At 36.4% G+C, this 21,388-nt stretch carries 18 protein-coding genes; all 18 read left to right on the plus strand.

From position 1 onward, the window contains the following. Positions 1–35: 35 nt before the first annotated feature. The 18 genes from K7X70_RS02435 (at position 36) to K7X70_RS02520 (ending at position 21,306) form a co-directional block, all read left to right on the plus strand. On the plus strand, positions 36–1,211 hold the full coding sequence (locus tag K7X70_RS02435) for a glycosyltransferase family 4 protein (RefSeq protein ID WP_222535564.1): 1,176 nt from the start codon (positions 36–38) through the stop codon (positions 1,209–1,211). Positions 1,212–1,232: 21 nt separating this feature from the next. Then, positions 1,233–2,273 (plus strand): polysaccharide biosynthesis protein, encoded by a 1,041-nt coding sequence (locus tag K7X70_RS02440; protein WP_222535565.1) that lies wholly within the window; start codon positions 1,233–1,235, stop codon positions 2,271–2,273. 6 nt (positions 2,274–2,279) lie between these two features. Beyond that, positions 2,280–2,717: a WxcM-like domain-containing protein gene (locus K7X70_RS02445; RefSeq protein ID WP_222535566.1), complete on the plus strand. Its 438-nt coding sequence runs from the start codon at positions 2,280–2,282 to the stop codon at positions 2,715–2,717. Between the two features lie 3 nt (positions 2,718–2,720). Continuing rightward, positions 2,721–3,839: a polysaccharide biosynthesis C-terminal domain-containing protein gene (locus K7X70_RS02450; RefSeq protein ID WP_222535567.1), complete on the plus strand. Its 1,119-nt coding sequence runs from the start codon at positions 2,721–2,723 to the stop codon at positions 3,837–3,839. 28 nt (positions 3,840–3,867) lie between these two features. Further along, positions 3,868–5,010 carry a non-hydrolyzing UDP-N-acetylglucosamine 2-epimerase gene (gene wecB, locus K7X70_RS02455; protein ID WP_222535568.1) on the plus strand — a complete coding sequence of 381 codons (1,143 nt, stop codon included), beginning with the start codon at positions 3,868–3,870 and terminating at the stop codon, positions 5,008–5,010. Next, the gene (locus K7X70_RS02460; RefSeq protein ID WP_222535569.1) at positions 5,011–6,222 is read left to right on the plus strand and encodes a glycosyltransferase family 4 protein; all 1,212 of its coding nucleotides are present in this window, start codon (positions 5,011–5,013) and stop codon (positions 6,220–6,222) included. After that, positions 6,215–6,817 (plus strand): sugar transferase, encoded by a 603-nt coding sequence (locus K7X70_RS02465; RefSeq protein WP_222535570.1) that lies wholly within the window; start codon positions 6,215–6,217, stop codon positions 6,815–6,817. Before K7X70_RS02460 ends, K7X70_RS02465 begins: the two co-directional genes overlap by 8 nt. Position 6,818: 1 nt before the next feature. Beyond that, positions 6,819–7,436: an acetyltransferase gene (locus K7X70_RS02470; protein WP_222535571.1), complete on the plus strand. Its 618-nt coding sequence runs from the start codon at positions 6,819–6,821 to the stop codon at positions 7,434–7,436. A 2-nt stretch (positions 7,437–7,438) separates the two neighbouring features. Further along, the gene (locus K7X70_RS02475; protein WP_222535572.1) at positions 7,439–8,581 is read left to right on the plus strand and encodes a DegT/DnrJ/EryC1/StrS family aminotransferase; all 1,143 of its coding nucleotides are present in this window, start codon (positions 7,439–7,441) and stop codon (positions 8,579–8,581) included. Positions 8,582–8,706: 125 nt separating this feature from the next. Then, positions 8,707–10,020 carry a UDP-glucose dehydrogenase family protein gene (locus K7X70_RS02480; protein ID WP_222535573.1) on the plus strand — a complete coding sequence of 438 codons (1,314 nt, stop codon included), beginning with the start codon at positions 8,707–8,709 and terminating at the stop codon, positions 10,018–10,020. A gap of 198 nt (positions 10,021–10,218) precedes the next feature. Next, positions 10,219–12,180: a nucleoside-diphosphate sugar epimerase/dehydratase gene (locus K7X70_RS02485; protein ID WP_222535574.1), complete on the plus strand. Its 1,962-nt coding sequence runs from the start codon at positions 10,219–10,221 to the stop codon at positions 12,178–12,180. A 10-nt stretch (positions 12,181–12,190) separates the two neighbouring features. Next, positions 12,191–13,810, plus strand: a complete 1,620-nt coding sequence (locus tag K7X70_RS02490) for a gliding motility protein RemB (protein WP_222535575.1) — start codon at positions 12,191–12,193, stop codon at positions 13,808–13,810. A 117-nt stretch (positions 13,811–13,927) separates the two neighbouring features. Then, positions 13,928–15,610, plus strand: coding sequence for an AMP-binding protein (locus K7X70_RS02495; RefSeq protein WP_222535576.1), 1,683 nt, complete (start codon positions 13,928–13,930; stop codon positions 15,608–15,610). A gap of 78 nt (positions 15,611–15,688) precedes the next feature. Next, on the plus strand, positions 15,689–16,837 hold the full coding sequence (locus tag K7X70_RS02500; protein WP_222535577.1) for a cytochrome P450: 1,149 nt from the start codon (positions 15,689–15,691) through the stop codon (positions 16,835–16,837). Position 16,838: 1 nt separating this feature from the next. Further along, positions 16,839–17,090 carry an acyl carrier protein gene (locus tag K7X70_RS02505; RefSeq protein ID WP_222535578.1) on the plus strand — a complete coding sequence of 84 codons (252 nt, stop codon included), beginning with the start codon at positions 16,839–16,841 and terminating at the stop codon, positions 17,088–17,090. Further along, a complete protein-coding gene (locus K7X70_RS02510) occupies positions 17,083–18,762 on the plus strand; it encodes a carbamoyltransferase family protein (RefSeq protein ID WP_222535579.1) in 1,680 nt (559 codons plus the stop codon). The genes K7X70_RS02505 and K7X70_RS02510 overlap by 8 nt, the downstream gene beginning before the upstream one ends. Positions 18,763–18,767: 5 nt before the next feature. Beyond that, positions 18,768–20,345: an MBOAT family O-acyltransferase gene (locus tag K7X70_RS02515; protein ID WP_222535580.1), complete on the plus strand. Its 1,578-nt coding sequence runs from the start codon at positions 18,768–18,770 to the stop codon at positions 20,343–20,345. After that, positions 20,332–21,306 (plus strand): hypothetical protein, encoded by a 975-nt coding sequence (locus K7X70_RS02520; RefSeq protein ID WP_222535581.1) that lies wholly within the window; start codon positions 20,332–20,334, stop codon positions 21,304–21,306. The genes K7X70_RS02515 and K7X70_RS02520 overlap by 14 nt, the downstream gene beginning before the upstream one ends. Positions 21,307–21,388: the final 82 nt, after the last annotated feature.

The following is a 21,388-nucleotide window of genomic DNA, read 5'->3' on the forward strand; positions in this document are numbered from 1 at the left end:
TTACTTTTTAGTGTGAAATTCCTTATGAATAAACTATGGATAAGTTAAAAATACTAGTATTACTTGATTATTATTTGCCTGGATACAAGGGAGGAGGTCCATCAAGATCAATTAAAAATATGGTTGATCAACTTGGAGACGAGTTTGAGTTCATGATAATTACTACTGATAGAGATTTGGGCAATGATTATCCCTACCCTAATATAATAATTGACAAATGGACATCAATTGGTGATGTACGGGTTTATTATGTGTCTCCTGAGAATTTGGGAATGCTAAAACTAGCACGACTGTTATCTGTGACTGAATATGATATCCTATATTTAAATAGTTTTTTTCAGCCTAGATTTGCAATTGGCCCCCTTTTCGCTAGATTTCTTGGTAAACTCCCAAATCGCCCAATAGTAATTGCACCTCGAGGTGAACTTTTGGCAGGATGCCTTAATATTAAACCAGTTAAAAAGAAAGTGTATTTGTTTTTAGCTAAGATGTTGGGGATGTATAAAGGCTTGACTTGGCAAGCCTCTAGTATTTTTGAAGTGGAAAGCTTTACAACTGTAATGGGGAAAACCATCCAAAATACTTTTATAGCTCCTAATTTGCCTCCTAGACCAGAATTGGTTGAGGCTTCGCATTATCAAAAAGCGAGGGATTTAAGTCAGCCATTTAGAATCTGTTTTATTTCAAGATTAACCCAGGAAAAGAATTTGGACTATGCACTAAATATCATTATACAGTTAAATATACCTCTAGTATTCGATATATATGGACCACAAGAAGATGAAGAATATTGGCGCCTTTGTGAAGGAATAATAAAAAGACAAAAGTATCCAGTTACAATTAACTACTGTGGGAATCTTATGCATGATCAGGTCAACAATACATTTAGGTCGTATGATTTATTTTTCTTTCCCACACATGCTGAAAACTTCGGGCATGTTATTATTGAATCTATGTTAGTTGGTACGCCTGTTCTGATATCTGATAATACACCCTGGAAAAATTTAATGGAGAAAGGGGTTGGATGGGATTTATCGCTTGGGATGCCAAATGGATTTATTAACGCTATTAAACAAGCTGCAGGGAAAAATGCTGAAGAATATTATGCATTCAGAGAAAATGTTAGAAAATATGCCGTAGAAGTTAGTTTGGATGCTAAAGTACTTGAAGCGAATAGAGAGTTGTTTAAAAGTGCATTACAAATCTCATAATTTATATAAATACTAATAATTATGTTGTTGAATAAAATTTTATTGATTACCGGAGGTACGGGTTCTTTTGGAAATGCTGTATTAAATAGGTTCCTGGATACTGATCATTTTAAAGAAATCCGCATCTTTAGTAGGGATGAAAAGAAGCAGGATGATATGAGAAATCAACTTAAGAATGAAAAGCTGAAATTTTATATCGGGGATGTCCGTGATTATAATAGTGTTGAGAGAGCCATGCGTGGAGTTGATTATGTCTTTCATGCTGCAGCTTTAAAGCAAGTTCCTTCATGTGAGTTTTTTCCGTTAGAAGCAACTAAAACAAATGTATTTGGTACACAAAATGTAATCGATGCTGCTGTTGCAAATAACGTTGCAAAAGTTATTTGTTTGAGTACTGACAAAGCTGCTTATCCAATTAATGCAATGGGTATATCTAAGGCGCTAATGGAAAAAGTCGCAATAGCTGCATCTCGTAATATTATAAACAATTCAACTACGGTATGTTTGACTCGTTATGGAAATGTAATGGCTTCTAGGGGATCTGTAATTCCATTGTTTTTAAAACAAATACAGGAAGGTAAGACACTAACTATTACTGACCCAAAAATGACTCGTTTTCTAATGTCATTGGAAGAGGCTGTCGAATTGGTGCTATTTGCATTTGAAAATGGAAATCAGGGAGATTTGTTTGTAAATAAAGCACCTGCGGGGACAATTGGAGATCTCGCTCAAGCTTTAAAAGAGCTCTGTAATGCAGATAATAAAATTGATATTATTGGTACAAGACATGGTGAGAAGCTCTATGAAACACTATGTACCAGAGAAGAAATGATCAAAGCCCAGGATATGGGAGAGTTTTATAGAATTCCTGCTGATAATCGTAATTTGAATTACAACCAGTATTTTACGGAAGGAGAAATTGATGTGTCCGCAATAGAAGACTATCATTCTCATAATACTGAACAACTTGGAGTTGAAGGTATGAAACAGCTATTGGTACAACTGCCACTGATTAAGAAAGAAGTCTTTGGTGACCTGGCTGTTAATCAATATCCTGGATAATTAGTTATGAGTATTGAACCAAAATTTATTTCTGGTGGAAGTCATATAGACAATCGAGGTACTATATCTTTTGTTAACGGTTTTAATTTAAATGAGGCTAAAAGATTATATGCAATTGAGCATAATAATAAAGCTGTTGTAAGAGCGTGGCAAGGCCATAAAGATGAGCAAAAATGGTTTTATGTAGTTGCTGGAAGTTTTAAAGTAGTTGTAGTGAAGCCAGATAACTGGGAAAACCCCTCTAAGTATCTACCAACGAAGGAATTCTTGTTAACAACAGTCTTTCCAGGTGTATTGCATATTCCTGCTGGATATGCTAATGGCTTTAAAGCTCTCGAGACAGGATCTAAAATCATTGTTTTCTCTGATTTTACTGTAGAGCAATCTTCTAATGATAATTATCGATTTGATCAGGATCTCTGGTTTGATTGGAATAAAATATAATTTATGATAAAAATAGGTATAACTGGTCAAAATGGTTTCTTAGGCCAGCATTTGTACAATACGATAGGGCTTTTTCCAGAAGAGTTCGAAAGTATAGAGTGGAAAAGGGAATTCTTTGAAGATCAGACCTTGCTAAATGATTTTGTTTCTAAATGTGATATTATTGTTCATTTGGCCGCAATGAATAGACATGACGATTTAAATGTTATTTATAATGTAAATACGAACCTAGTAAGAAAGTTGTATGATGCCTTAATTACAACAAAGAGTAAGGCTCATGTTTTGTTTTCTTCTTCCTCTCAAGAAGAAAGGGATAATTTATACGGTAGAAGTAAGAAGGAGGGGCGAGAACTTTTAGCAAGTTGGGCAAAAAAATTTGGTGGGAAGTTCACAGGACTAGTTATCCCTAATGTGTTTGGTCCATTTGGACAACCATTTTATAACTCTTTTATAGCAACCTTCAGTTATCAGCTGACTCATAATGAAGTTCCTACTTTAGAAGTAGATGGGGATGTTAAACTTATATATGTGAATGATCTCGTTAAAATAATTATTTCTAAGATTAGAATTGGAACGGGAGATGACATATTCCTTGTACCTCATACTGATCAAAGGAAAGTTTCTGAAATATTAGAATTTTTAAAAGTATATAAAAATCAATATTTTGATTTGGGCATTATACCGGAATTGAAGTGCCCGTTTGAATTAAACTTGTTTAACACATTTCGATGTTATATTGACATTAAGATGCACTTTCCTGTAAAATTCACAAAGCATACAGATTCACGGGGGGCATTTGTTGAAGTGATTAGACTAAACGTTGGAGGTCAGGTGTCTTTTTCTACAACTTTTCCGGGTATTACAAGAGGGAATCATTATCATACTCGTAAAATCGAACGTTTTGCCGTTATCAAAGGAAAAGCGTTAATTCAGCTCCGTAAGATAGGATCATCTGAAGTATTAAATTTTTATTTGGATGGCACCGAACCTTCATATGTAGATATGCCAATCTGGTATACGCATAATATCAAAAATATTGGAAATGAAGAGTTGTATACGAATTTTTGGATTAATGAATTCTTTGATCAAAATGATTCTGACACCTATTTCGAAGCCGTTTAATTTTATTAAATAATAGTAATTCATAAAGATGAAATCAAAACTTAAAGTGATGACCGTGGTTGGTACCAGGCCAGAAATTATAAGACTGGCTAGAGTTATGGCAGCACTTGATGCTTCTGAAGCGATTGACCATATTATCGTTCATACTGGTCAAAACTATGACTACGAATTGAACCAGATTTTTTTCGATGACTTGGCAATCCGTAAACCTGATTATTTTTTGAACGCGGCAGGAGCTAGTCCAATTGAAACTGTTGGACAAATTTTAATTAAAATAGACCCGCTATTAGTTGAGGAAAATCCTGATGCTTTCTTGGTTCTAGGTGATACCAATAGTTGCCTATGTGCTATCCCAGCTAAAAAGCGCCACATCCCTATTTTTCATATGGAAGCTGGAAATCGCTGTTTTGATCAGCGTGTTCCTGAAGAGACCAATAGAAAGATAGTTGATCATATATCTGATATAAATTTAACCTATAGTGATATTGCGAGGGAGTATCTTTTAAGGGAAGGACTTCCTGCAGATAGAGTTATAAAAACTGGATCTCCGATGTTTGAGGTATTGAATCATTACTTGCCTCAAATAAAGGCTTCTGATATTCTAACAAAATTAAATTTGGAAGCGAACAAATATTTTGTTGTTTCATCACATAGGGAGGAGAATATAAATAGTGAGAAAAATTTCACTAATTTAATGGTAAGTCTAAACCTGATTGCTGAGAAATATGGTTATCCAATTATTGTCAGTACGCATCCAAGAACAAGAAATATGATAGATGCAAAAAAAATAGCAATGAGGCCTGAAATTCAGTTTCTTAAGCCTATGGGTTTTAACGATTATAATGCCTTGCAACTGAATTCTTATGCTGTGCTATCTGATAGCGGAACAATATCTGAGGAATCGTCTACATTGAATTTTCCTGCTTTAAATCTTCGTGATGCCCATGAGCGTCCAGAAGCCATGGAGGAAGCTTCTGTTATGATGGTTGGATTAAATCCTGAGCGTATAATGCAAGCTTTACTTCAATTGAGTTATCAAAAAAGGGGAGAAGAAAGAAACTTTAGAAGAGTTGCTGATTACTCAATGCCAAATGTTTCAGATAAAATGGTTAGAATAATAATTAGTTATGTGGATTATATTAAACGGGTAGTTTGGAGTGAAAATAATTAAATGAATATTCTTTTTTTAACTCTTGTAAGAATTACTGATGTTTCTGAAAGGGGAATATACACTGATTTAGTTAGGTATTTCCGTGATGAAGGACATAATGTTTGTATAGCATGTCCATCAGAAAGAAGGTATAATGAGAAAACCAGTCTTAAAAATTCTAAGGGAATTAATATTTTAAATATTGCAACCTTAAATATTCAGAAAACCAATTTCATTGAAAAAGGTATTGCGACTGTTTTGTTAGAGCGACAATTTTTAAAAGCGATTAAGAATTATTATTCCGATGTAGAATTTGATTTGCTTGTGTACTCAACACCTCCCATCACATTTTCCAAAATTGTAAGTTATTTTAAGCAGCGGTGCAATGCTCGTTCATATTTATTGTTGAAGGATATTTTTCCGCAAAACGCTGTTGATCTGGGGTTTATTAAAAGAAGTGGATTGCTCCATAGATATTTTAGTGCTAAGGAAAAAAGACTATATCAGATATCGGATCATATTGGTTGTATGTCACCAGCAAATGTAGAATATATAATTAAAAATAATAAATATTTGGAGCCTTCTAAAGTAGAACTTAATCCGAATAGTTTAACCCCATTAGTTTTTGATGAATATATTGAAAAAAAACATCTAACGAGAGAATCATATGGTATCCCTCAGCATTCTACTGTATTTATTTATGGTGGCAATTTGGGAAAACCTCAAGGAATAGACTTTCTATTAACTGTATTGAATTCAAATGTTGGGAACGAACAGGCTTTTTTTGTTATTGTAGGTTCAGGCACTGAGTTTCCGTTATTGCTAAAATGGCATGAAAAATTTGCTCCAAAGAATGTTTTACTATTGTCTGGATTGGAAAAGTCTAAGTATGATGTTTTATTAAGTTCTTGTGATGTTGGACTAATATTTTTGGATAGAAGATTTACTATCCCTAATTTTCCATCTCGCTTACTTTCTTATTTGGAATATAAAATGCCAATTGTTGCCGCAACGGACAGGAATACAGATATTGGGAAAATTGCGGTCACTAACCACTTTGGTAGGTGGTGCGAAAGTGGAGATTTGGAGTCATTTAATGAAATTATCCGCGAGCTATCTTTTAATGATGAATTGCGTACTAGAATGGGGATAAATGGATATGATTTTATGATGAATAACTATTTAGTTAAAAACTCTTACGAGGTAATAATGAAACATTTTAATAATGTATAGAGTTTTTTTCAAAAGATTTCTAGATTTAGTATTGGCTTTAATTGGAATAGTTTTATTGTCTCCAATACTATTACTGGCTACTATTTTTCTTTTTTTTGCAAATAGAGGAAAAGTATTCTTTTTTCAGAGGCGACCCGGTAAAAATGGGAAAATCTTTATGATTATAAAATTTAAGACCATGAATGATTTGTGTGATAAGAACGGTGTTTTATTACCCGATTCAAAACGTTTAACAAAAGTTGGAAAGTTTGTACGCAGAACATCAATTGATGAGATTCCTCAGCTGTTAAATGTTATTTGGGGTCATATGTCTTTAATAGGGCCAAGACCACTTTTGGTAGAATATTTACCCTTGTACAATGAAGTTCAAAAAACTAGACATAATATTCGGCCAGGAATAACTGGTTGGGCACAGGTGAATGGTAGAAATGCAATTTCCTGGGATCAGAAATTTAGCCTTGATATATGGTATGTGAATAATTTTGGCCTGATTTTAGATCTTAAAATTATCTATCTCACGATTAAAAAAGTTTTTTTTAAAGAAGGAATATCTTCTAACACATCTATGACGATGGAAAAATTTACTGGTAAATAAGATGCATATTATAGGAGCGAGTGGACACAGTAAGGTTGTTCTCGATATTTTGCAAGAAAATGGAAGTATTATCTCAGGGGTGTGGGATGATAATCCAGCAGTCTTAGATGTTTTAGGTTTTGAAATTAGCGGAAATATTGCTGCGTTTAAGAAATATAATTATAACGATGTGATCGTAGCAATAGGTAATAATGCCATAAGGAAAAAGGTCATAGATTCTTTTAATACAATTAGCTTTGCCAAAGCAATACATTCTAGATCTTTTGTTTCAAAAAATGCTGATATTGGAGATGGAACAGTTATTATGGCAGGTGTTTCCATTAATGCAGGTGTTTTTATTGGGAAACACGTAATAGTTAACACTAATTCTTCAATAGATCATGACTGCAAAATTCATGATTTCGCTCATATCTCACCAAATGCAGCTCTTGCTGGTAATGTAACTATAGGTGAAGGGACTCATATTGGCATAGGTTCTGCTGTTATACAGGGATTGACCATCGGCAAATGGGCCGTTATAGGTGCAGGAAGTGTAATAATTTCTAATGTTCCCGATTATTGTGTAGTAGTCGGTAACCCTGGAAAAATAATTAAATATAATATCCCTAATACTAAATAATTATGAATAGTAAAATATGGCTTTCATCTCCCCACATGGGTGGAGCAGAAAAAAAGTATGTAGATGAAGCTTTTGAAACAAACTGGATAGCACCATTAGGGCCGAATGTTTGTGGTTTTGAGAGTGATTTAGCGAAGTATACAGAAGTAAAACATGCATCTGCATTAAGTTCTGGAACGGCTGCAATTCATCTTGCATTAATAATGCTAGGGGTTGAACCTGGGGATGAGGTAATTTGTCAAACTATGACCTTTTCTGCTACAGCCAATCCAATAGCTTATTTAGGAGCAATACCAATTTTTGTTGATAGTGAAAAAGAAACATGGAACATGTGTCCTAACGCTTTATTGGAAGCAATAAAAGATAGAATTTCTAAAGGAAAGAAGCCTAAAGCAATTATCCCAGTTCATCTTTATGGAATGCCAGCTCAAATGGCTGAGATTATGAATATTTCCAAAGAATATGATATTCCTGTCGTTGAAGATGCGGCAGAGGCATTAGGTTCTAAGCTGAATGGTCAACCAATGGGGAGTTTTGGAATGATGGGAGTTTTATCATTTAATGGAAATAAAATTATTACGACTTCAGGTGGAGGTGCTCTTATATCAAATAATGAAGATATTATCAGTAAGTCGAGGTTTTTGGCTACTCAAGCAAGAGATGAGGCACCACATTATGAACACAGTGAAATTGGATATAACTATAGAATGAGTAATGTCGCAGCTGGTATAGGTCGAGGCCAAATGGAGGTGCTGAATGATCGTGTAGCAAAAAGAAGAGAACATTTTGAAACATATAAGAAAGCATTCTCTGATCTTGAATCTGTTTGTTTTGTGGATGAACCACCTGGATATTTTTCTAATCGGTGGTTAACAGCAATTCTAATAGATTCCAAGTTTTCAAAAGGAATTGATAGGGAAACAATTAGGGTTGCTTTAAACCATGAGAACATAGAAAGCAGACCCCTCTGGAAACCAATGCATTTGCAGCCGGTGTTTGCTCGTTATCCATATTACGGCGGAAGTGTCTCTGAGGATTTATTTAATAATGGACTATGCCTTCCATCAGGTTCAAACTTGACTGATAATGATTTGGAAAGAATATTTAATGGGGTTATATCTGTCTATTCTAAGACTCTGGTATAACTGCAATTTCATTCTTGTTAACTAGGCAATACCTGTATTCTAGCGTTTTAGAAAATGGGATTGAATGAAATATTATTTAGTAACCTAGTTTGTGATAAAAAAAAGTTTTCTAGTAAAAAAAGATTATGAAAATAGCTGTTATTGGAACAGGATATGTGGGTTTGGTAACTGGTACCTGCTTAGCAGAAACAGGAAACAAAGTAATTTGTGTAGATATAGATGCTGCTAAAGTTAAAAAGATGCAAGATGGTCAGGTACCCATCTATGAACCAGGACTTGACGTGTTATTTCATAGGAATATTGCTCAAGGTAGGTTAACTTTTACGACTGATCTGGCACATGGTATTCAGGATGCACAGATTATATTTATGGCTTTACCGACTCCTCCTGGAGGTGATGGTGCTGCCGATCTTTCCTATATCCTTGGCGCAGCAAAAGATATTTCTAAATTGGTTACAGAATACAAAGTGATTGTCAACAAATCTACCGTACCAGTAGGAACAGCGGATAAAGTACGCGCGGTTTTTGAAGCTAATACGAACATAGAAATTGATGTGGTTTCTAACCCTGAATTTCTTCGTGAAGGGGTCGCTGTGGAAGACTTCATGAAACCAGACCGTGTAGTGATTGGTACAAGAAGTGAAAGAGCACAGAAATTAATGGCGGAATTGTACGGCCCTTATGTGAGACAGGGAAATCCGATCCTGTTTATGGATGAGCGTTCTTCTGAGCTGACAAAATATGCCGCCAATTCTTTCCTGGCTACGAAGATTACATTCATGAATGAAATTGCAAATCTTTGTGAGATTGTGGATGCAGATGTAGATGCAGTACGTAAAGGAATTGGTTCTGATGCCAGAATTGGCAAGCGTTTCCTTTTCCCTGGAATTGGTTATGGAGGAAGTTGTTTTCCTAAAGATGTTCAAGCTTTGGCTAAATCTGCTGATGAACATCGATATGATTTCCAGATTCTGAAAGCGGTGATGGAAGTAAACGAGAAACAAAAGACAGTTTTGGTAGACAAGCTGTTGAATTATTATAAAGGTGACCTGAAAGGTAGGCATTTTGCTCTGTGGGGCTTGGCTTTCAAACCAGAAACTGACGATATCCGCGAAGCTCCGGCATTGTATATTATCGATGAACTGCTGAAACATGGCGCTACTGTTGCTGCCTTTGATCCGGAAGGAATGGAGAATGTGAAACGTCTTTTGGGCGATAAAATCAGCTTTGTTGCTGATCAATATGAAGCTTTGCAAAATGCAGATGCGCTATTGATCGCTACTGAATGGTCTGTTTTTAGAAATCCTGACTTTGAAAGAATGGAGGAGATCCTGAGTAATAAAGTGATTTTTGATGGACGTAATTTATACGATATGGAGAAGATGATCGATCTGGGCTATTATTATAACAGTATTGGGCGTAGGCTAATAAATGGATAATCCTAGTATTCTTTTATTGGGCACTGTTTTTGAATAAGGAATATTTCTGGTATTTAAAATATGCATTCATTGCCAATACACTCATAAAAAATCGTTGCAGAATAGTCTTATTATGAGTGTAAAATGACTATAACAAATATTGGGTATTGTTTTGGAGTAATAATTGTTAAATTTGGGATAACGTTTTAATTAAGCTCTATGTTTACTAAGTTAGAAATTGTATCGCGTTGGATTATTTTTACGATAGATATCTGCTTGAGCCTCCTTGCTTTGTTGTTTGCTGTGATTTTACAGCATAACTTTATTCTTGATAAGATTAATTTTATAGGATTCTACAAATCAATATTGTTGGTTATTGCAGTGAATACATTGGTATTCTATAGTGTGAAAACTTTTGCAGGAATCGTAAGATATACTTCAGCGCAGGATTCTTTCCGAATTTTATTTTCAGTTATTTTAAGTTCATTGGTTATTTTCTTTACAAATGCAGTAATTATTGTTGGTACAGGCTCTTCTGTGATAAGTAATGTTGCCATTGTAATATATACTCTGTTTAGCTTTTTAATGCTAATAACCTATAGGATTATAGTGAAATACTTCTTTATGTATCTTAAAAATGCAAAACTGGATAAAATAAGGATAATTATTTATGGTGCTGGTGAGGCTGGAGTAGCAACTAAAAGAACTTTTGATCATGATGCAAAAGTAAACAAGACAATTATTGCATTTGTAGATGATGATTTAAGGAAAGTAGGGAAAACAATTGATGGGGTTAAAATTTTGGATGCATCGCAATTGGAACATCTGATTGTAAAGCATGAAGTTGACGAAATTATCTTTGCTTCGTACACTATTCCTTCGGATAGGAAAAATCAAGTGGTAGATGTGTGTTTAGAACATAATGTTAAAATACTAAACATTCCTTCTCCTGATGTATGGGCAAAAGGACAGGTGACTACGGCTCAAATTCAAAACTTAAACATTGAGGATCTTCTAAATAGGAAAACCATTGAGATTGATATTGATGGAATTCAAAATCAATTGAAAGATAAAAGGATTCTAATTACCGGTGCCGCTGGCTCTATAGGTAGCGAGGTGGTTAGGCAATTACTGAAATTTGAAACAGGGCTAATTATTCTTTGTGATCAGAGTGAAACCGCGCTACATAATATTTATTTAGAATTGGAGGAAACTCATGCCAATACTAATTTTCATGCCTTTATTGGTGATGTAAGGGATGAAAAGCGAATGGAGTTTCTTTTTGAGACCTATAAGCCACATTACGTATACCATGCTGCAGCTTACAAACACGTTCCTTTAATGGAAGACAATCCTGCAGAGGCGATTAAAACAAATGTAGTGGGGACCAAAATGATTGCTGATAAATCCGTGAAACATGGTGTCCAGAAATTTGTAATGATTTCTACAGATAAAGCGGTAAATCCTACCAATGTAATGGGCGCTTCTAAAAGAATTGCCGAGATCTATGTACAATCTTTAAACAATTCATTGCACCACACGAATCATATTTTTAGTAATGGTCTAAGTTATATCAATGATTTAAATGTAAAACCAATCACCAAATTTATTACCACACGTTTTGGGAATGTTCTAGGCTCTAATGGATCAGTAATTCCTCGTTTTAAGCAACAGATCGAAAAGGGAGGGCCGGTTACTGTAACTCACCCGGAGATTACCCGCTATTTTATGACCATCCCTGAGGCTTGTCGTTTGGTATTAGAAGCAGGTTGTATGGGGAAAGGTGGAGAAATCTTTGTTTTTGATATGGGGAAATCTGTTAAGATTGTTGAATTAGCAAAAAAGATGATCCGTTTAGCGGGCTTAGTACCTAATGAAGACATACAAATTACTTTTTCGGGATTACGACCTGGAGAGAAGTTATTTGAAGAATTATTGAATGATAATGAAAATACTATGCCTACCCATCATGAAAAAATCATGATCGGAAAAGTAAGAGAATATGATTTTAATGAAGTCCAAATGCAATTGGTTAAACTGACAGGTTATGCGTTAACCGACCACACCACTAAAGTAGTACAGCAAATGAAAATTATTGTTCCTGAATTTAAGAGTAAAAACTCCATCTTTGAAGAGTTAGATGTGGAACGCCAGGAAGTTCCTGGAATACCTCAGAATTAGAGCCCCTTACATGAATTTTAAAATAAAACACATCTCCTGGATAGGAGCCCTAATTTTTGGTAGTATTGGTGCTCAAGCGCAAACACCAAATGTAAATATCCCGTATTCTTATCAGTTCTATCAAAAACTGAATAAATCTGTTTATGATATAAACAATCGTTCTCATTCTGCGATTAAAGGTTATTATGCCGATGATTCTTTACTGGTCCATCGATACAATGAATTGATGAAAATGGGTACAGACTCTTTAAACCGCCGCTCATGGGTTAGAAGAAAAATCACAGAAGAGCATTTATTGAATTTTAAAGGTGAGGATTATGAGGTTTATGCTGATTTCCTGCCTGATTTTCAAATTGGAAGGGAATTTTCTGAAGGTAAAACAACATGGATTAACACAAGAGGTATTCAATTAGGTGGTACAGTAGGAAAGCAGTTTTCTTTCTATACGAATGTTTATGAGAATCAAGGTGTGTTTGCCAACTACCTGACAGATTTTATCAACACCAATCAAGTGGTTCCAAGTCAGATGTCTGGTAAATTATTTGGAACAACTAAAGATTGGTCCTATGCGACAGCTTTATTGTCTTACACACCTAATAGATACCTAAACCTTGCAGTGGGGTACGATAAAAACTTTATCGGAGATGGATACCGTTCGATGTTACTTTCTGATGTAGCAGCAAACTATTCTTTTGTGAGGTTGCGTGCGAGTTTAGGTAATGTACAATACCAAACTATTTTTGGTTATATGCTGGATCCTGGGGCACAAAAGCTGACAACCGATAGACGTTTAGGAGATCGTGGGAAATGGGCAGCAATGCATTATGTAGATTGGAATGCGACAAAGCGTTTCTCTATCGGATTCTTCCAGGCAGTAACCTGGGCTGATGCAGAGCCTGAAGGTAAAAGAGGTTTCGATTTTAATTACATCCATCCTTTCATCTTCCTTCGTTCTGTGGAAGGTGCCAATACCACTTCACCTGATAAAATGCGCTTAGGCATCAATACTAAATATGAGATCCTAGATAAAACCACGGTGTACGGTCAGTTTATGATCGATGAATTCACGGCTAAGGAGTTTTTTGGCAACAAAGGTTACTGGGCAAATAAATGGGCCTTACAAATTGGTTTCAGAGGATCTGACTTGTTCAAAATAGAAGGGTTGAACTATCTAGCTGAGTTCAATACTGCCAGACCTTATACTTATGCCCACTTCGACAGGGTATCTAACTACGCGGCAATGAATCAACCATTGGCGCATCCAATGGGGGCGAATTTCAGAGAAGTATTAGGATTAGTGAACTATACTTACAAGCGATTCGACTTTCAGGGGCAAATGATGTATGCAAGATATGGTCTGGATCCAGAAGGACAGAATTATGGAAAGGATATTTTTAAGCCCTATGATACTAGAGCAGCTGATTATGGTAATTATATTGGACAAGGCATTAAAACTAACTTATACTTCGCTGAAGGACGTGTAGCCTATCTTTTAAACCCAAAGTATAACCTTCGTTTGGAAGTAGGAGGAGTTTATAGAAAAGAGAGCAACAGCTTAGGTAATAAAAATACTGGCCTAATTACATTTGGGTTAAGAAGTACTTTCAGGAATTTATATCAAGATTTGTAATTGATTCACTAGGATAAAAAAATAAGAAGTCCGGGATTTTAATCCCGGGCTTCTTATTTTTTTATCCTAGTTGGAATAGTGAATCAAAGTGTTACTTTTGGCCATTAATGTTCTCAAATGCTAGAAAATAACAATTTAAGTCAAGCTTTTTCAAAAAGTTTCAAGGCTGTTGGCAAACGTAATTGTGCCATCTTTTTGCCTAAAGGTGATCCTTTAAGCGAGATTTCTGTTACTGGGATTGGACTCCATGAAAAGGCGGTTGAAATGGCTTATCGGATGCTGGAAAGAAGGGAGGAGCTAAAACATAGCACACGACCTGTCTTACTGGCGATGTCTCCAGGATTAGATTTCGTAATTGCATTCATCGCAGGCTTATACGCTGGGATTACCATCGTTCCCATTCCAATTTCTAGGAGTAAATTACAGGAAGAAAGAATTCGAAATATTATCAGTGATTGTAATGCAGGAGAAATATTCTGTGATAAAAGTGGTTATGAGGCTTTAAAAGGTTTTTTGGACTTGCCGGCATTTAAACTGCACTGCATTACGGATGACCGGGAAGTTCTTGCGAACAACAGATTTGAATTGCCTGGTTTCTCCTTTACAGCTGAAGATCCTGCGTATATACAGTATACATCCGGGTCATTCAAGAAGCCAAAAGGGATTCTGCTTTCTCATGCGAATGTGCTCCATAACCTGAACTTGGTAGGTGAAGTTTGTGGTTTTAATGAACAAACGATCTCAGGAAGTTGGCTTCCTCATTATCATGATATGGGCTTAGGTACTATTTTGGTGAGTTTGATACATGGATCTAAGATTGTCCTGATGTCACCTCTGGCATTTATTCAAAAGCCTGTGAGGTGGCTGAAAATGATTTCTGAGTATAAGGTAACACTTAGTGGCGCACCAGCTTTTGCCTATAACCTTTGCTGTAACAGGATCCCAGCAGATGAAATTCATGGATTGGATTTGTCCAGCTGGAAGCTGGCATTTCTTGGTTCCGAAATCGTGCGTAAAAAAGTAATTTCTTCTTTTTATGAGAAGTTTTCCGCTGCTGGACTTTCTTCAAATTCCCTATTTGCGTGTTATGGTATGGCAGAAGCAAACTTTTTCATTGCAGGAGAACGGGCATTTAGGCAGGATGAAAACTTGGACTCAAATGAAGCGGAGATGATAGCGCCCTGTTTCTTACGTGAAATCGTCAAAAAGTCTATCATAATCGTTGATTTCATCACTAAAAAACAATTGCCTGATTCCGAAAAAGGAGAGATCTGGATTCAGTCAGCCTCATTGGCAAAAGGATATATTTTGCCCTCAACGAATCAACCTATTCCTGTTGATTCAACAGAATTTGCGCAAACTTGTGAAGGACAAGCTGGGGAATGGTTTAAAACCGGAGATTTAGGCTATCTTGATGGCGATAAATTATATGTGCTTGGTCGACAAAAGGATACCATTAAAGTAAATGGTTTGAATATTTCCGCTGCTGATGTTGAATGGTTGGCCGGAGACGTTAACTCCAACCTGAATCCATTAGCTGCCGCTGCTTTTAGAACCAGCGAGGAAGACGATAGTAAAGCTTGTCTATTAATTGAAGTGTTTTCAACGGAGCCTATGAATATCGAAGATATCAAAGCACAAATACGATCAAAGATGCTGTCTTGTTTTTCATTGGAATTAGAACATATACTGATTTTGAAAAGCGGTACCTTGGATCGGACTTCCAGTGGAAAAATAAGGCGTTACTCCATAGGCCAGGATTTTGATATTCATGCTTACGAAAAAAGAGTCCTGATATAGGCAGGCTAGCCCTATACGTTCAATAATAAGTATACTAGTTTCTTGACCATACTGATTTAGCCTTTTAATTCAATAAACATGAACAGTAGCACCGAAAAAATAATAAGGCCAGAACTTTCTCATCCAGGTTTTACCTATATTAATGATATTGATATTGCCAATGAGGTCAACAAAAACAGTGATTTTGTACCACCTCCCATGGAAAAGTACCTCCTTGAGCTGCAAGCTGCAAGTGGGAGAGATTTTTCTAACCTCATCCTAGTTTCTGGAAATGCACTTTTCTTTATGTCTGGAAATAAGCATATTCAGCTTCGAAAGAAGGTAATGAATACACTTGGAAAAGGTAATATTAACAAATGGATTCCAATTTTTGATGAGGCGATTGACGCGGCCATCCTTAGTTTGAAAAATTCGGGAACTCCTGATATTGTTGCTGATTTTACTTATCCTTTATTTCTCGAAACTACTCAACGTGTTTTAGGAGTCCGACCGAATGATCCTGAAAGATTTGACTACTGGACGCAACAATTACAGACCCTGCTTCAGCCATTGTTACCCTTGAGGCAGTTGATCAAAATGGAAGCAGGTTTTGGTGACCTGTTGGACCAAATGCGGGAAAAGGAAATCGGGGAAAAGGAAGACAATCCAGCATCACTACTCAGCGAGTTGAGGGATTTTAGATTGGAAGGTTATTCAGAAGACGATGTTCTGGCTACAATATTAGTACTCTATGGTGCCTCTGTTAATATTTCTCAAACGATGGCCAATGTGGTTTGGCATTTACTTTCAGCTCCTGAAGCCATTAGCGCATGCGCAAAAGATCCAGCATGGGTGACCAATAACCTGGAATATCTTATAAAAATTAGCGCATCACCAAGATATATCCACTCCATCTCCATGACTAATAAGAAAATTGGTGGCCTGGATTTTAGTAAAGGTGATAATGTACTGATTGACTTGCTGGAAGTTCATAATGTGGGCTGTCCTTTTGCAAAGGAGAAAAGCTGGACTAAAGAAGAACTCTCCAATAACTCACATATCGCATTTGGTAAAGGGATCCACTTTTGCGTAGGCGCTTTTCACAGTAGGGTTCTCATTGAGCGTGCTATACCTAAACTATTTGCAAGTTTTCCTAAAATCACCAAGTTGACGGATGTGCCGGATGTAAGCGACCAAAAACAAACGGTGATCCTAAATTCTTTAAAAGTTAGTCTAAACGAAAAATAAAATGCCGGAATTAAACAAAATATACCTTGTTGAATTATTAATAACAAAAATAGCTGATCATGTGGAAATTGAAATTGATTCCATAGATCCAGCGAAAAACCTGGATGAAATAGGGTTGAGTTCCTTACATGCCGTAATTATTTCCGGAGAGCTGGAAGATGCTCTGGAAATTGAAATCGACCCGATGATCATGTTTGAAAATAAAACTATTAATGAGGTAGCTGATAAGATAATGCTGTTGAATAATGGATAAGTATTTTATCGGTTTATCCACTTCTGGACATGACCCTGCCTTTAGTGTGGTAAATGACAAAGGGGAGGTGATTTTTGCTGAAGCTACAGAAAGATTTGTACAGCAGAAAAGAGCCTGGGGCATAGATGCAGATCATCCTGAACACATTAGAAGTGTGCTGCCGGATTTGATCAGCCCTGCCGCTGAAATTGTTATCTCAAAAAGTTGGATTAAATCTAAAAAGGGTTTGCCAATTGATATTGCCGGAGGATTATTAGTGGATTCTACTACTGCAAAGTGGCTAGTGTCGTTGCAGGATAAAGTATTTGCAAATGCTGGCGAAAATTTAAGGGAATACCTCTTACTGGAGGAAGATAATTCCGTTGAATGCTTCGACCATCATCTTTGTCATGCAGTGAACGCCTGCTATACTGCCGATTTCAGCTCAGGTTTATGTCTGGTCATTGACGGGGAGGGAGAAGTCGGTGCAGTTAGTGTCTATCGATTAAAAGATCGGACATTGCAACGGATCTGGCGCTCCTGGGGACCAGGAAGTTTGGGAAGTTATTACGGATGGCTGACTAAAATCTGCGGTTTCGATACGCGTAGGGGAGAAGAGTGGAAAGTGATGGGGCTGGCGGCCTTTGGCAAGCCGGTTGAATTTATTGTAGAAGCCTTAAAAAAACTGATCGAAGTCAAAGAGGGCCGGTTATTATTCGCCTCCGAAGCGCAAATGCAAGAGGTGATCAACCATATAAAACCCTTTTATAGAAAACCAGAAGAAGAGCTCATGATGGTCGCCGATTTGGCTGCCAGTGGACAAGCCGCATACGCTTATTTTGCTGATCAGATTTTAATACATTGTGAAAGCTATGGGGAAGAAAATTTAATTCTCTCCGGAGGCTGTGCATTGAACTCTTCGTATAATGGCAGTATTATCGGACGATTCTCCTTTTTGAATGTCCATGTGCCCGCTGCTCCTGCTGATGATGGAAATGCGCTGGGTGCGGCCATCCTAAGCTGGATGAAAGCCCATCAAACTGTCAAAATCCCTTATGGGAAGGGCTCAGCATACCTTGGTAAGCAGGTGAAAACTGAGGCTAAAATTTTCAACAGTCTAAGTAAATATGGAGCTTCTTTAAGGGTCATGGACCTCAAAGAAGACAGCGGTAAAATTATTGCAAAGAAACTTTTTGAAGGGAAAATTATTGGGGTAATGCATGGAGGCGCAGAGTTTGGGCCACGGGCTTTAGGCAATAGATCTATTCTGGCAGACCCGAGAGGAGACAAAACGAAAGACTATATCAATAATGAGATTAAAGGAAGGGAGTCTTACCGACCTTTTGCACCAATAGTATTTGAACATGATGTAGAAAACTATTTTGAGAAAGCACATCGTTCTCCATATATGTCATTTACACTTCCATGGAAAGCTGAAATGAAAAAAATAGTTCCGGCTGTAGTTCATGAAGATGGAACGGGAAGGCTTCAAACTATAAATCAAAAGGATAATCCCTGGATGACTGAAGTGTTGACAGAATTCGGTGCATTAAGTGGTGTACCTGTACTGCTGAATACGAGCTTCAACGTAATGGGAAAGCCAATCGTAAATTCAATAGATGATGCGCTTGTGGTATTACTTACCTCTGGATTGGATGCAATTCTATATGATACTATTCTTGTCGAGAAATAAAGCTCATGTTATTCCAATCTATAAAATTCATATTCATTTTTTTTCCAATCACGCTGGTTACATTTCTATTACTCAATAGGCGGTATCCGAAATTGGCAGCCGGGGTACTTATAGTTGCATCATTATTTTTTTGCGGGTATAACGATTTTAGAGCGTTTATAGTCTTAATTGGATCAGGGCTCTTTAATTACTTCACTGCACTGATGATCGATAAATGTAAGGCTGGGTCACGGTATCAATCCTTATTCCTCGGTGTGGGTATTTTGCTGAATTTTTATGTCCTGTTTTGGTATAAGTTCTTTTCAGCAAGTACCCAGCATACCGTAGTTAGCAATGACCCTAATGCCAACCTGATTCTTGAATTTGGCATTCCTTTAGGGTTGTCCTTTTATACCTTGTATCAAATCTCATTATTAGTCGATATTTATAGAGGGAAGGCAAAACTTTGTGATTTTAAAAGTTACTTTTTATCCGTAACAATGTTTGCTCATCTACCTGCTGGGCCGATCCTGAGGTATAAAACTTCAATTAAGCAATTTGTAGAAGCAGGACGGACAAGAATAACTGAGGAGAGTATTGGCTTAGGGATAAGCTTATTTACTTTTGGTCTGTTCAAAAAGACAGTCTTTGCAGATACTTTGGCAATCTTTACGGGCCAGATGTTTGTTAGCATTAACTCAAATGCTCATTTTACATTTCTAGAATCTCTGGCTACGGTCTGGGCTTTCCTCCTTCAATTGTATTTTGATTTTTCTGCCTATTCCGATATGGCCATTGGGCTAGGATTGTGTTTTGGGTTCAAATTTCCAGTGAATTTCAATTCGCCGCTTAAAGCCATATCTTTTACTGACTATGTAGCTAGGTGGCATATTTCTCTGATTGCATTTAACCGCGAATATATCTTCATTCCAGTATCCAAGTTGATGTTAAAATTGTTAAAGGGGAATTCGCCCTTTAATAACTATTTGTCTGGAATTGTGGCAACGATGATCGTTTATATTTCTATTGGCTTTTGGCATTCACCTACCTTGCAGTTTTTATTTTCTGGCGTAGGGATTGGTTTGATTCTTACGATAAGTCAATTGATGGTACTAATCTTTAGAAGATGGTGGCCAATGAAACTAAAACTTGGTCAAATTGGTCGAGTATTGAATCAGGTAAAGGTACTGTTCATTGCTGCTATTGCAGGGAGTTTGCTAATGCTAAATGATCTTTCGTCTTTTAGATCCCTTTTGGCGGGTTTTGGAAGATTTGATTTTAGGACTGACGGTGCTTTCTGGCTAACTACTGGAACTTCGGATTTCTTTTCCATGATAAAAAAACCGATCTACCTTTTTGGTTATGAAAGTTATATGTTACCATTTCCTCTTTTTATTTTGATATGCTCTATGATTGCGGTAAAAGGTCCGAATAGCATGGAACTTTTTGGGCTGATGACTTTTAATCCCACTAAATGGAATAAATTTCTAGTTTGGAAGCCTAACTTGTTTTGGGGACTGGTTACAGGGTTTTTACTGGCATTGTATTTAATCATCAAATTGGATAATCGTATGTACCAAGACTTTCTTTATGGGCAGTTTTAAAAAAATGAATAGGAAATATCATACAGGGCCTTTTATTAATGGATTTATGATCGCTATGGGCTCGTTATTATTAATTATTGGTACTGTCAATTTTATAGTCGACCCTTTCTGGTATAGAGAAAAGAGAGTAAAATATTTTAACTATTTACCCATAAACGAGATCACTAACACGGCACCTTTAATGAATATAGCCACACTTTATTCAAAAGGTCCGAATGTTAAATATAGTGTGATAGGTACATCTCATGTACTGGCAGGAATAAAGAATTGTGAATACCCTGAGCTGGAAAAGGTGGGTGTTTCTGCAATGAGCATTCAAGAAAGTCAAAGAGTTTTGCAGAAGATATTATTAAAAGCAACAGTGTCAAAGACAGTTTTTATAGAGGTCTGCGGTATCAATGATATCCCCCAAATTCGCGATGTAAGCTTTTTAAATAGGATTTTCAGCTTACGAGCTTTTGTTTATTCTATTAGGACGATGAAACATAACTTCCTTAATGATCAGCAACTAAAAATTGAACTTTGCGCCCCTTACACTCCAAATATTGACACTATAAAATCCATAGATGAACTCAATTCAAAACAAATACCACTGCGTCCAGTTACCTCACAAGAGATTCTGGCTTTGAAGGAGATGTTTAAATTTAAAGATGGCCTGAAAAAAGATTTGCAACATCAGGTCGTTTTTTTTACTTCGCCACTTCCACAGGAAACTATGGAAAATGAAAAATATAGGCTGATAAATCAGAAGCTTTCAGAACAAATGCAACAAGTGGTGGATTCCATGCAATCAGCTAATCATCAAATCAAATTTAAATTCATCAATCTAGCAGATACTAAAATTGGGAACGAGTATAAGTTTAGTGAGGGTAATTTCTATGAAGGTTGGTATGATGGAACCCATTTTAAACCAGTGGTTGGTGATCAGGTTGTAAAGTATTTGATGGGACATTCAAATTAAACGAAGCTTTTTCAAATATTCCCGATTCTTCATTTATTTCAGAATAAATCCTACTTTTGCGTTTAATTAGATTTCTTCTAAA

Source organism: Pedobacter polysacchareus (genome assembly GCF_019802255.1).
GTDB lineage: Bacteria > Bacteroidota > Bacteroidia > Sphingobacteriales > Sphingobacteriaceae > Pedobacter > Pedobacter polysacchareus.